This window comes from Draconibacterium sp. (assembly GCF_041583095.1).
Classification (GTDB): Bacteria; Bacteroidota; Bacteroidia; order Bacteroidales; family Prolixibacteraceae; genus Draconibacterium.
In genome coordinates this window covers 1-12769 of record NZ_JBFHGM010000142.1, presented here as the reverse complement: position 1 = coordinate 12769, position 12769 = coordinate 1, and the positions used below count along the sequence as shown (strand labels likewise).

Annotated in this window: 11 protein-coding genes; 4 read left to right on the top strand and 7 right to left on the bottom strand. The window is 42.7% G+C overall.

The features are described from left to right. The 3 genes from ABZB17_RS13665 to ABZB17_RS13655 form a co-directional block, all read left to right on the top strand. Positions 1–1241 (top strand): pyruvate formate lyase family protein (locus ABZB17_RS13665; protein ID WP_372650900.1); only part of this gene is annotated, 1241 nt, incomplete at its 5' end. Positions 1242–1311: 70 nt separating this feature from the next. Beyond that, positions 1312–2061 (top strand): pyruvate formate-lyase-activating protein, encoded by a 750-nt coding sequence (gene pflA, locus ABZB17_RS13660; protein ID WP_372650899.1) that lies wholly within the window; start codon positions 1312–1314, stop codon positions 2059–2061. 65 nt (positions 2062–2126) lie between these two features. Further along, entirely contained in the window at positions 2127–2912 is a 786-nt protein-coding gene (locus ABZB17_RS13655) for a formate/nitrite transporter family protein (RefSeq protein WP_372650898.1), read from the top strand. Positions 2913–2980: 68 nt separating this feature from the next. Here the strand turns inward: ABZB17_RS13655 and ABZB17_RS13650 are convergent, their stop codons facing one another. Continuing rightward, positions 2981–3922, bottom strand: a complete 942-nt coding sequence (locus ABZB17_RS13650) for a hydrogen peroxide-inducible genes activator (protein WP_372650897.1) — start codon at positions 3920–3922, stop codon at positions 2981–2983. 124 nt (positions 3923–4046) lie between these two features. On the opposite strand from ABZB17_RS13650, the gene ABZB17_RS13645 reads away from it, so the two are divergent. Next, positions 4047–4493, top strand: a complete 447-nt coding sequence (locus ABZB17_RS13645) for a Dps family protein (RefSeq protein ID WP_372650896.1) — start codon at positions 4047–4049, stop codon at positions 4491–4493. A gap of 72 nt (positions 4494–4565) precedes the next feature. On the opposite strand, the gene ABZB17_RS13640 is transcribed toward ABZB17_RS13645, so the two are convergent. The 6 genes from ABZB17_RS13640 to ABZB17_RS13615 form a co-directional block, all read right to left on the bottom strand. Beyond that, positions 4566–5858: a serine hydrolase domain-containing protein gene (locus tag ABZB17_RS13640; RefSeq protein WP_372650895.1), complete on the bottom strand. Its 1293-nt coding sequence runs from the start codon at positions 5856–5858 to the stop codon at positions 4566–4568. Positions 5859–6111: 253 nt separating this feature from the next. Next, complete coding sequence (locus ABZB17_RS13635; protein WP_372650894.1) at positions 6112–7791, bottom strand: carboxylesterase/lipase family protein; 1680 nt, start codon at positions 7789–7791, stop codon at positions 6112–6114. A gap of 23 nt (positions 7792–7814) precedes the next feature. Further along, on the bottom strand, positions 7815–8990 hold the full coding sequence (locus ABZB17_RS13630) for an esterase (protein WP_372650893.1): 1176 nt from the start codon (positions 8988–8990) through the stop codon (positions 7815–7817). 21 nt (positions 8991–9011) lie between these two features. Then, complete coding sequence (locus tag ABZB17_RS13625) at positions 9012–10136, bottom strand: alpha/beta hydrolase (RefSeq protein WP_372650892.1); 1125 nt, start codon at positions 10134–10136, stop codon at positions 9012–9014. 77 nt (positions 10137–10213) lie between these two features. Further along, entirely contained in the window at positions 10214–11320 is a 1107-nt protein-coding gene (locus tag ABZB17_RS13620) for an alpha/beta hydrolase-fold protein (protein WP_372650891.1), read from the bottom strand. A 20-nt stretch (positions 11321–11340) separates the two neighbouring features. Continuing rightward, positions 11341–12549, bottom strand: a complete 1209-nt coding sequence (locus ABZB17_RS13615; protein ID WP_372650890.1) for an esterase — start codon at positions 12547–12549, stop codon at positions 11341–11343. Positions 12550–12769: the final 220 nt, after the last annotated feature.

Here is a 12769-nt window from a genome sequence, read left to right as displayed (position 1 = left end):
TGATCGACGGACGAAGCAAAGTAACCAAAACATCGTTCCGTTTCCTGAATACACTTTACAATCTGGGGCCATCGCCTGAGCCAAACATTACTATTCTTTGGTCGAAAAACCTGCCAAAAGGGTTTAAAGATTATTGTGCCAAAGTATCTATCGAAACCTCATCAATTCAGTACGAAAATGATGATTTGATGCGTACCAGCTCAAACTGCGACGACTACGGAATTGCATGTTGTGTATCGATGCAGGAATTGGGAAAACACATCCAGTTCTTTGGTGCACGTACCAACCTGGCAAAAACACTGCTTTTAGCTATTAACAGCGGACGCTGCGAGAATACAGGAACACAAATGGTAGATGGAATTCCGTTCATTGAAGAAGAATACCTGGATTACGCCAAAGTAATCGACAACTTTAAAATAGCCATGAAAGAAGTGGCGCGTGTATACAACGAAGCGATGAACATCATCCACTATATGCACGACAAATATTACTACGAAAAAGCTCAAATGGCGCTTATCGATACCAATCCGAAAATTAATATCGCTTACGGGATTGCAGGATTATCGATTGTTGCCGATTCGCTTTCGGCTATTAAACACGCCAAAGTAAAACCGATTCGCGATGAAAACGGCCTAACTGTAGATTTCCAGATTGAAGGCGATTTCCCGAAATATGGTAACGACGACGACCGTGTTGACTACATTGCACGCGATGTAGTGGAGCATTTTAACCTGGAGCTGGAAAAACTTCCGGTGTACAAAAATGCCATGCCGACCATGTCGGTATTAACGATTACTTCGAATGTGGTTTACGGAAAGAAAACCGGAGCTACTCCCGACGGACGTGCGAAAGGTGTTGCTTTTGCACCGGGTGCTAACCCGATGCACGGACGCGATACACACGGGGTAATTGCATCGCTAAACTCGGTGGCCAAAATCGATTATAAAGATTCGAAAGACGGTATTTCAAATACACTTTCTGTTGTTCCAAAATCATTGGGAGCAACTCCTGAAATGCGTATTGAAAACCTTGTTCGTACACTCGATGGTTATTTCGGTTGCAACGCACAGCACTTAAACGTAAATGTGCTCGACCGCGACACGCTGCTTCATGCCATGGAGCACCCTGAAGACCACCCGCAGTTAACAATTCGGGTATCGGGCTACGCTGTAAACTTTGTTCGTTTAACACGCGAACAGCAGCAGGAAGTGCTTACGCGTTCGTTCCACGAAACAATGTAATTATTCATTAAATACTACACAAGCATGCCGACCGGTTTAAACTGGTTGGCATGTTTTTGTGTTAAATAGTATGTCTCCAACTGAAAATAAATTAATCGTCCATTCCATCGAATCGTTTGGTACACACGATGGCCCGGGAATTCGTTTGGTCGTGTTTCTACAGGGCTGCAACCTGCATTGTAAATACTGTCAGAATGCAGATACCATTGCCTTAAAAGGCGGAACTGTAACCGAAATCGAGAGCCTGATAAAACGTGCCATAAATATGAAAACTTACTTTGGCGATGATGGCGGAGTGACCGTTTCAGGCGGAGAACCCATGTTACAAAGTAAGGCGCTTATTCCCTTTTTTGAAGCATTACAGACGGAAGGTATTCACACGAATATTGACACCAACGGATTGATTCGAACACCGGAAGCCAAACATTTAATCTCGGAGCTGGCCGACCTGGTAATGTTTGATGTTAAAGCCACAACAGAGGAGGGATTCGAATCGATTACCGGAGCAAAAGGACTTGGCCGGCTGTTGGAAAACATTCAACTTCGCGAGCAAAGTAAAAAACCTTACTGGCTTCGTTATGTGCTGGTTCCTGATTACACGGATAGCGAGGAATCGTTACGTTGGTTAATCGAAACTTTCTCCGAAAACAATCACCTGGAAAAATTTGAAATACTCCCCTACCACAAACTGGGAATTTACAAATGGGAGTCGTTGGGAATGGACTACCAGTTTAAGGAGGTAGAAGAGAACTCTCCTGAACAGATCGAGCGGGCTTTTGAAATGCTAAAACCGCATTTTAAGGATGTAATTGTGAAATAACAAGCTTCGAGTATCGAGCAACGAGTATCTAGCATCTTGTATCAAGTATCAAAAAAGAAAAAACAATGAGTTTATATTCACCAAAAGAAATTATTAACGAGGCCGGGAAACTGGCCATTGCAAAAGACAGCTACTCGGCAAAAAAAATACTGACACTGGCATTTTTAGCCGGCGCCTATATCGCTTTTGGAGGTTTGCTGTCCATTTTGGTTGGCGGCGGAGTGCCCGGTATTGGTGCTGAAAACCCGGGAATCCCGAAGTTTCTTATGGGGGCTATGTTCCCCGTTGGGCTGATGATTGTAGTCATGGCCGGAGCAGAACTTTTTACCGGCAACAACGCCTATTTTATGCCCAATGTGTTGGGTGGCAAACAACGCTGGACGGCTCCGCTTCGTAACTGGTCGTTGGTTTATCTGGGCAATTTGATTGGGGCTGTGTTTGTTGCTTATTTTCTGGTTCACCTCACGCATTTGGTAAATGTTGAGCCCTGGATTAATACCGTTGAAAAGATTGCGGTTGGGAAAACATCGAATCCCTTTTTTACTACATTTTTAAAAGGTATCGGTGCCAACTGGCTGGTTTGTTTAGCGCTTTGGATGGGTATGTCGGCACAACACACCAGCGGAAAGATACTAGGCATCTGGTGGCCGGTTATGGCCTTTGTTACTATGGGGTTCGAGCATAGTATTGCCAACATGTTTTTTATTCCATTAGCCATTTTTGAGGGGGCTGATATTAGCTGGACAACCTTTGTGATAAAAAACCTGATTCCGGCAACACTAGGAAATATTGTTGGGGGCGGCTTTTTTGTAGGTACTTTATACTGGTATGCCTACGCTAAAGAGAAATAGCAAAAGCCGAAGATCTTATGATTTCGGGGTAATGATACCGCTCACTTTAAGTGAGAGCATCAGGTAATTTATAAAAGTGTATTTACAATTCTGCTTTTTGGTTGTTGAAGCATACGCACCGGAATGCTACTTTTGATAACCTTCTGCAAAGCATTAACCTGACGCTCTTTGGCAAAACGTTTGGCAGTTATTAGACTGATTTCGCGAACCGGCTCATTCGGAACAATTTCTTTGATCAGCTCTTCCTGCTCGGCCGGAATATTTATAGTGGCCAACTCGGGAATAAATGTCAGACCGCTTTTGTTCTCCACGATACGCCGTAACGATTCGATAGAATTACTGTGATAAACCAATGATTGTTTGTTTCTCTTTTGCGGATTCAGCTTACAAATGGAATTCACCTGGTTCTGAAAACAGTTCCCCTCTTCAAGGTACCATATTTCGCCTTCTTCAATTGATTTGATATCGATGAAATCCTGCTTAAACAAACGATGATCTTCGGACAAATACGCATAAAAACGTTCGTAAAAAAGTGGAGTTATGGAAATATTTGTTGCCGAAACCGGGGTAGAAATTATACCACAATCGATATCACCCATTTTAATTTCGTCAATGATCTCTTCCGTTTTTAGCTCGTAAATCTCCAACTGCAACGCCGGAAAGTCTTTGCCCAATTGATGAATAAAAAGCGGAATCAGGTACGGAGCCAGTGTTGGAATTATCCCGACTTTCAGATTACCACTTACTTCTTCACTGATATTAATTGAGATTTGTTTCAACGCCTCAATCTGCTTTAAAATCTCCAGCGACTTCTCGTAAAACACCTTCCCCTCATCTGTAAATTGAAATGGCCGTTTGGTTCGGTCGATCAATTTGAACTCCAGTTCCTCTTCCAGTTTCTGTATTTGCAGACTTAACGCTGGCTGTGTAACTCCCAGCCGGTTGGCGGCCAAAGAAAACGAACCACATGCATACAATTCTTTCAGATATTCCAGTTGTGCGATATTCATAGCATAAGTATTACTAATACTGCCATAAATATAATAAATACTACTAATGGTATCTTTGAAGTGTTGAAAGAAACAAAACAACGAATTAGAACTACAAAGTTTAATAAATTAAAATTTACATATTATGAAAGCAAAAAATCAAATTACAGTAGAGAAATTGAATCAGTTATTAGCAGATTATCAAATTCATTATCAAAACCTTCGCGGATTACACTGGAACATTAAAGGACAATTGTTCTTCGCATTACACGCCCGATTCGAAGAGTATTACAACCAGGCTTCTGATGTTGTAGATGAAATTGCAGAACGTATTTTAATGTTGGGTGGTCAGCCGTTGCACACTTTCGAAGACTACTTAAAAACCGCGAAACTTGATGTAGTAGCCAACGTTTCGGAAGCTAAACCTGCAGTTGAAAGTGTTTTGGAAAGCCAGAAATACTTTCTGAATAGCTTTAACGAAATTTTGGAAGTTGCCGGAGAAAATAACGATGAAGGAACGGCAGCAATGATGAGCGACTGGATTGGGCATACTGAAAAAGAAATCTGGATGCTGGAATCTTTCCTGGCATAACCCGAAAATGAATTAACAAAAAAGCCTCGCAACATTGCGAGGCTTTCTTTTATGTTTTTCGCTTCAGAACCTTTAATCATCGATGGTTTGAAATACCAGCTGGCGAAATTTCCAACCGGTAACATCGTTAACGGGGCCTTGTGTTTGTTTCATAATTATACCGATTACATTTTCTTCAGGATCGGCAAAATACTGGGTATTAAAATAACCGCCCCAGTTGAAAGTTCCCTCACTTCCAAGACCTCCTTTGTTCTGCCCTTTCTCAGTTACCAGGTCAAAAGCCAGCCCGAATTTGGTATCTGATTCTCCACGGATAGCTCCAATTTGATTCGATAAAATTACATCAACTGTTTTCCGACTTAACAGGCGAACTCCGTTGTATTCTCCACCGTTCAGGTACATTTGCAAAAAAATGGCATAATCTTTTGCCGTGCTAGACAAACCGGCTCCTCCTGAGAAAAATGTTTTGGCGCCTTTAATCGGGTAGTCGGTATCGTAAAAAGTTACCGGGTACTTTTGCCATTCGCCATTAACCTGAGTTTGAACTTCAACCACACGATCGATATTTTTTTCGGGTTGGTAAAACCAGGTGTCTTCCATCCCCAGCGGATCGAAAATATGTGTTTTCAGGTATTTATCGAAAGGCATTCCCGATACCACTTCAATAAAATAGCCCAACACATCCAATCCTTCGCTGTAGGTAAACTGTGCTCCCGGTTCGTGGTGTAAAGGCATTTTTGCCAGCTTCTTTACACTTTCTTCAATGGTAATATTTTCCGTTGTGAACAGGTCGGTAACACCGGCTTTTTTGTACAGCATCTTAAAACGTTCATCGCCATCAATTACACCGTAACCAATTCCTGAAGTATGCGACAAAAGATGACGAATGGTGATTTCATTTTTTACAGGCACTCCGGTCCAGGTCGTATCGCTGTAACTAAAATTGGTAAGCACCTGCTGATTTTTGAACTCGGGGATGTATTTCGAAATGGGATCATCCAACTGAAATTTCCCTTCTTCCCAAAGCATCATCACCGCTGTTGAAGTAATCGCTTTTGTTTGCGAAGCGATTCGGAAAATTGCATCGCGTTTCATTTTATCACCATCTGCGTTGGCAACTCCGTAAGCTTTCCAGTGAACGATTTTTCCGTTACGTGCCACCAGCGAAACAATCCCCGGAAGATTTCCTTTTGCAACTTCTTCTTCACACATTTTATCGATGCGCGCCAAACGTTCGGCAGAAATACCGGCACTTTCGGGTGACATTTCTTCCAGTTTTGGTGATTTTATAATTGAACTGGTTTGGGCATTCGTTACGCCCAACAAAAAAATACATAAAGCAAAAAGTAGTGTTAGCTTTTTCATTTGGTTTAATTTATACGTTTATGATTTTGATAGTCTGTAACTCACAAAAACGATTTGTTACTAAAATTAAGCCCAAAGATAAAAATAACAGACGCGAAACGCCAGATGTTATTTCAATTTAAACATAAACTATCCGACAGCAAAAAAGAAAAGGACACGAATGTGCTGATCGTTCTGTAAAAAAACAGGGAAAGTAATCCTCCCCCTGTTTAACTCTTAAAGTTTCAGCTATTGGCGTAAACTCTCAAATCAGCTAAAGCATTTCTCTTCCTTCGCGGTCGGGATCATTTTTCACTTCACAAACGTCATTTAAAATCATTACCTCTCCATTTTCAGAAGTAAATTCGGGCCATTCAGGCATTGTTTTACAATTCGGATCGCCCGTTCGCATAAAACTTAACAGTGCATCCGACATCTTTTCCGACAATTTACGTGGACGGGCTCCTCCGCCGGTGTGTGTTAACATCAAATCGGTGTTGTAGAACCAAAAACAAATATCGAGGCAATGGAAGGCCCGCATTCGGTTGTCAAATAACGGTGGTTCCCACCCGAACCAGGCCATATAAACCGGTGCTCCCTGCTGGCTTTTGGCTGTGGCTGTTTCAACGGCACCTTTCCGATTACTGGCTACCAGCGTCATAATTTCAATTGGTTTGGCATCAGGAAATACCTTTGCATATGCATCGTAAACTTCCGGAGCCTTGTCGCCCAGGCCCCCTCTGAAACCTGCACGGTCCTTCAACATTTCTTTAGCTTCATCAGCTGTTATTTTTTCCATTTCTGGCATTGTCCGTGCCATTCCCCACTCATGAAAAGTTGTACAGATCAGCATAGGCACATCGGAAGAAACACCGCTTGCTTCAGAATAAAATGTTCCTTTTGGAATGTTCACTCCGTCAGCCACCGGGGCAAATCCCACACGCATCAATCCGCTTCCACCTTCCTCTTCACGCATTTTTTCACTGGCTCTGTTGGCAATAAGAATATATTCCTTCCAGGGAATTTCCTGCAGGTTATCAATTTCCGAAGCTTGTAAACCGGCTTCTTTGAGTACGTATTCTCCCAGCTTTTGTGCATAACCCTGATTCATGCCCTCGGTAGTTGAACCACTCAGCGGAACAGCTTTATGCACCAATCCTTTTGCTGCTGGCATGGCGGCCAGAGTACACACTTTGGCACCACCTCCCGACTGGCCCATGATGGTGACGTTTCCCGGGTCGCCACCAAAATTGGCGATATTTTGGTTCACCCATTCCAGTGCGGCTACCATATCAAGCGCACCAACATTACCCGAGTTTTTATATTTTTCGCCACCTACTCCCGAGAGGTCAGAAAAACCGATCGGCCCCAGGCGGTGGTTAATCGAAACAAAAACGATATCGCCTTTGCGGCTGAGGTTTTCGCCCATGTAACCGTCTTGCTCAATACCATTTCCGTTGGTGTAACCGCCGCCATGCAACCACACCATAACAGGGCGTTTGTTGGTGTCAAGAGCCGGTGTCCATACATTCAGTTTCAAACAATCTTCGCTTACATCGTCGTAATTCCAGTGGTCAACAAACGATGAATAGGCATTGCCATAACGTCCATCCATTAACTGCGGCGCTGTATTTCCCCACCAAACTGCGGGTTTAATATCATCCCAGGGTTCCGGTTTTTGGGGCGGCATAAAACGGTTTTTACCCCCTGTATCTGCACCATACGGGATACCTCTGAACTGTGTTATTCCGCGTAGAATAAAACCTTTTACCTTACCGTAAACCGTATTGGCAATGGCAATATCGTCGCCAATAAATAGTATTTGCTCGTCGTCGTTTGCAACTGCCGATTCAGCCGGGCCAGCGCATGAGGCAAGCGGAAGTGTTGTAGCCAGACCAAATCCAGCGGCTCCTGCTCCCATCGTTTGAAAAAAGTCTCGTCGATTTGTTTTCATCGTTATTAGTTTTAAAGTTTAGTTCATTTGAATAATAGGGGTACTATCTCTTTTAAACAAACACGCCAGGTGTCCCAGTTATGGCCACCAACTTCTCCAAAATACGTGTGTTTCATGTGCATTTCATCAAGTCCTTTTAACAAACGCGCTGCATTTGCCCAGGCCATATCACTTTCGCCGCAACCAACCCAGTACAATTTGTAACCGGCATCTTTAACCGGCTTTAATTCAGCTTTCGCATCACGTCCGGGTGTAAATCCCATACTTAAAACACCAATATAATCAAATAATTCAGGATTTCGGGCAGTGGAATACAAGGTATAAATTCCACCCATCGAAAGACCGGCAATTGCCCTTGATTCTTTCTTTTTAATAACCTGATAATGCGATTCGATGTACGGAATAATATCCTCAACAAGGTCTTTTGTGTACGCGCCTCCCGAATGCAATTCTTCTGATTCCATACCCAGAGAAAAAATCGAAGGTCCCGGCAACGGATCCATAATATCAGGAGCAGCCAGACTATTCGGATCGGCATTAGGCATCACAACGATCATCTGTTCGGCTTTTCCCTGCGCAATCAGGTTATCAAGTATCTGACATGCCCTGCCAAGTGTGGGCCAGGCATCCTCATCGCCACCACCACCGTGCTGTAAATAAAAAACCGGGTATTTTTTATTCGTTTCTCCATATCCGTAAGGAGTGTATACCGACATTCTTCGTTCGGCACCAAAGGCTTTGGACGGATACCAGACTTTTGACAGGGTACCTTTATGATCGCTGGCCTCCAAAAATACATTGCTTTTTCCTCCCTGAACAATGAACATATTTGTTGTATTTTGTCCATCACGAATTACCTTCAGGTTATTCGGGTCGAGCATTTTAATACCATCAACAGAAATGGTATAGGTATAAAAATCGGGCATCACATCTTTAGCGGTATATTCCCACACGCCATGTTCGCCTTCCTTCATTTCCACGGGTGCAGGCAGCAACATATTTCCCATCGGAGTTTCCACTTCTTTTTCAGGAAGAAAATCCCCGTTAAGTTCCACTTTTATTGCTTTTGGTGCACGAAAACGAATGGTAACATTGTTACCGTCGATCTCCGGAGAAACCAATCGTGGAGGCGCTTCAAACTGAGCAAAAATACTTGTAGTAAAAATTAGAAATGTAACTAAAAGAATAAGTTTTCTCATGGTAAAACTGTTTTATGGTTCTTATCTAAAAAGTAACTGTGAGAAACTCCGCAGCGAATGTTTCCACACTTTCCATTCGTGTGTACCTTCATAAGTTTCATAAGTAACTTTTAAGTTATTCTTTTTGAACAGATCAACTACTTTTTGAGTGTGTTCCACTCGCGGATCCTGCTCGCCACATGACAGGTAAAATAAATCCAGTTCCTTATTGAAATTGGCCGATTTTGACAGAATACCGGGAATCCGCTCTTCCGGATCGAAAGAAAAGCCAGGAATTCCACCAAAAATACCTGAACTATAAGATCCTATCCAGTCAAATTTATCCACATTTCCAAGGCCAATATAAAACGATTGTCCACCGCCCATCGAAAGACCTGCAAGCGCTCTGTGTTTCTGGTCGGTATAAACCGAGAATTCCTTTTCAATCAACGGAATCACATCGGTAAATAATTCATCGGCCATTATTTGGATACCCTCTGCACCATAAGCTCCGCCTTCGGTTTGTTTCTCCACATTTCCGTTGGGCATTACCACAACCATGGGTACAATTTTATTCTGTGCCAATAAATTGTCCATAATGTTTGCCGTGCAGCCTTCAACATACCACGATGTTTCGTTACCGCCACCACCATGACGCAGATAAAACACCGGATATTTTTTTGTCGGCTTATAACCCGGTGGCGTGTACACATAAACCTCACGGTTGACATCTTGTGTGGTTGAAAAATATTTCAGAATGTGCATGGTGCCATGGGGAACATCCTGCAACTCATCAAAACGAGGCGGATTACCCGGCACATTAACGAGGCTGAAATCGGGAGCCTGTCCCACCTGCATTTCAGGATTTGCAGGGTCGAGCACTTTTAACCCGTCAACAGAAAAAGAGTAGGTATACACTTCAGGCTCAACCGGCCCAACGGTAACACTCCAAACACCTTCAACATCCCTTTCCATCGGGTAGTTCTTCATCATCATATTCACCGAAACTTCTTTTGCATTCGGTGCTTTTATCGAAAAAGTAATGCTGTTATCCTCATTCACTACCGGAGATTTAATTCGTGGCCCGAATTGAGCAAAAACATTCAGGCTGATTAACAGAATGAAGGACAAACTGAAGAATCGAAGCAGGTATTTATTGTTTGTCATTTTATTGATTTTAGGTTTGTGAATTCTTAGAAAATAAAAAAGCACACCACGAATGATGTACTTTTGGTTGCCTATTTTTACTGAAATAATACCGGAACAAAATTTTTAAGGTCGTTCCGCCAAACCGGCCAGCTGTGACCACCGGGCATTTCGCTAAATTCATAATCAATCCCGTTTTTGTCGAATACCTTCAACATTTCTTTGCCATTTGTATACGCAATATCTTCAGGCCCTCCCTGTGTAAATTTCAGGAGTTTCACTGTTTTAGCTAAAGTAGGTGCAATCACTTTCAAACGTTTATCACCTGTTTCGTACATTTCCTTGTTGTTGGTAAACCAACCCGAGCTCATTACATTTATGTATGCAAACAAATCGGGGTGTGCCATAAACGATTCCATTACTTCCAGTCCTCCCATTGAAAGCCCTGCCAGTGCGCGATGATCAGCATCTGTGTAAACATTGTAATTTGCTTCGATGTAAAGGATAATATCGTTTACAAAATCCTTAACGAACAGGTTTACATCCATTCCTCCATCGGGCATAACCACAATCATTTCCCTGCATTTTCCTTCGGCCAGCAGGTTGTCCATAATAATTCCTGCGCGACCAACTCCGGGCCACGCCAGTTCGCTGTCGCCACCACCGTGAATCAGATAAAACACAGGCAATTTATTGTTTTTGGCGTTGTAACCCGGAGGTGTCCAAACCTGCATATTCCGCATTGTTCCGGTAGTTTCCGAATAATACTGAATAGCAGAAACAGCACCATGAGGCACATCTTTCCGAACGGCAAAAAATTCCTTTTCTCCGTTTGGAAGCACATCAACCAAGGCCGATGTTTTGTAAGCTTCCGGAGCTTTCGGATCGTAAACATTTACACCATCAACGATGAAACGATAACGGTAAGTTCCAGCTTTCACATCCGGAACCGTTATTGTCCAAACGCCATTCTCTGCTTTTTCGCTTTTTAGCTCTGTCCCCCACGGAACAATATCGCCACCCAAAGTTACTTTTTCCGCTTCGGGAGCATAAATCTGAAATTGAACATCGCCATTCTCCCTTACCTTTGTCGATTGCAAATTGTCGTTAGGAGTTGGTGTTCGGTTAAACATCTGGGCCTGGGTGGCCACAGTAAAAAATACGGCTAAAAAGCCAAGCAGTAATTTCAGTTTTAAGTTATTCATAGTTTCGTTTATTGATTCGTTTATTTAAAAAGGCGCGGAGCATAATCCGCCAAATAGATTCTCCAATTGGCCCAGGTATGACCACCTTCGGTTTCATTATAAACACATTCGAAGTTGTGCTCATCGAGCTTTTTTAGTAGTGTTTGTACTCCTTCGAAACAGAAATCGTCTTTTCCGCAGCCCACATAAAACAATTTGTTTTTCATGGTTTCCAGGTGTTGGTCGTAGGCGGGTATCAGAATATTGTTTGAAATGAGATCGAATGGTGTATTAAAATGAATTCCGAGGCTAAAACAACCAATATACTGAAACAATCCAGGATTTGACATGGCAGTAATTTGTGTTTGCAAACACCCCATTGACAAACCTGCTATGGCGCGATTCTCACTGTTAGCAATTACCCTGTAATGTTTTTCGATATAAGGAATAACATCGTTTACCAGGCTATTGGGGAATTTTGTCATCCCGTCGATTATTTCCTGTTCATTGCCATTTGCTCCCGGCCCAAAACTCTGAGAAGCATCCGGCTGTTTTGACCAATCAGTTACAGCAGCACTTTGTTCTGCATTTCCATTAGTCATAACCACAATCATTGGTTTGGCTTTCCCTTCGGCAATCAGGTTATCCAAAATATAGTTTGCGCGTCCTAAAGAACTCCAGGCATCTTCGTCGCCACCACCACCATGAAGCAAGTATAAAACAGGGTATTTTTCCTCGCTGTTTGCATAACCGGGAGGTGTGTACACGTACATTCTCCGATTCAGTTTTAGGGTTGGAGAATCATACCACACTTTGGTGATAGCCCCATGAGGAACATCGTTCACCTGAAAAACGTCAGAAGCTTCGCCGGGAATAATTAAGGTACTTGCATAACGAGTTCCGTCGCGCAAAGCTTTTGGGTTTCTTGGATCTAGAATACTCACTCCATCAAGTATAAAATTGTAGTGATACATTGATGGTTCCAAGGCAGCCGTTTTTGCCGACCACACACCATCATCTCCTTTTTTCATTTCCAGGTTCTGTCCAAATTCCATCCAGCTTCCGCTAACGGTAACCGATTGAGCATTTTCAGCATACAGGCGGAAAGTTACGCTATTGTCTCCGTTTATCTCGGGGGAAACAACCTCAACACCTCTTTGTTGTTGAATTTCCTGTGCTTGTGCGCCACAAATTATAAATGTGGCAATAAAAAGGGACCAAATTTTTTTTAATATTTTTTGATTATTCATAACTCCTCATTTAGTTAATTTTTTAAGCATAATTAGTTGTAATCGTTTATTTCTGAATACCTTTCCACATCTCGCGAATCAGTTTATACCGGTCGTTGATAACTGAACATTCTGTATCAATTCGCATAAGCGAACGCTCCTGTAAATTGTAAGCCGGCCATTCCGGCTGACCTTTGGCTGCTGGTTTTCCGTTGCGCGCGAAACTGGTCCATAACGAAGT

Bases quoted from the DNA above. Each gene is read 5' to 3' on its own strand.
- pflA (WP_372650899.1), top strand. From the start codon at position 1,312: ATGTCTCCAACTGAAAATAAATTAATCGTCCATTCCATCGAATCGTTT.
- ABZB17_RS13655 (WP_372650898.1), top strand. From the start codon at position 2,127: ATGAGTTTATATTCACCAAAAGAAATTATTAACGAGGCCGGGAAACTG.
- ABZB17_RS13650 (WP_372650897.1), bottom strand. From the start codon at position 3,922: ATGAATATCGCACAACTGGAATATCTGAAAGAATTGTATGCATGTGGT.
- ABZB17_RS13645 (WP_372650896.1), top strand. From the start codon at position 4,047: ATGAAAGCAAAAAATCAAATTACAGTAGAGAAATTGAATCAGTTATTA.
- ABZB17_RS13640 (WP_372650895.1), bottom strand. From the start codon at position 5,858: ATGAAAAAGCTAACACTACTTTTTGCTTTATGTATTTTTTTGTTGGGC.
- ABZB17_RS13635 (WP_372650894.1), bottom strand. From the start codon at position 7,791: ATGAAAACAAATCGACGAGACTTTTTTCAAACGATGGGAGCAGGAGCC.
- ABZB17_RS13630 (WP_372650893.1), bottom strand. From the start codon at position 8,990: ATGAGAAAACTTATTCTTTTAGTTACATTTCTAATTTTTACTACAAGT.
- ABZB17_RS13625 (WP_372650892.1), bottom strand. From the start codon at position 10,136: ATGACAAACAATAAATACCTGCTTCGATTCTTCAGTTTGTCCTTCATT.
- ABZB17_RS13620 (WP_372650891.1), bottom strand. From the start codon at position 11,320: ATGAATAACTTAAAACTGAAATTACTGCTTGGCTTTTTAGCCGTATTT.
- ABZB17_RS13615 (WP_372650890.1), bottom strand. From the start codon at position 12,549: ATGAATAATCAAAAAATATTAAAAAAAATTTGGTCCCTTTTTATTGCC.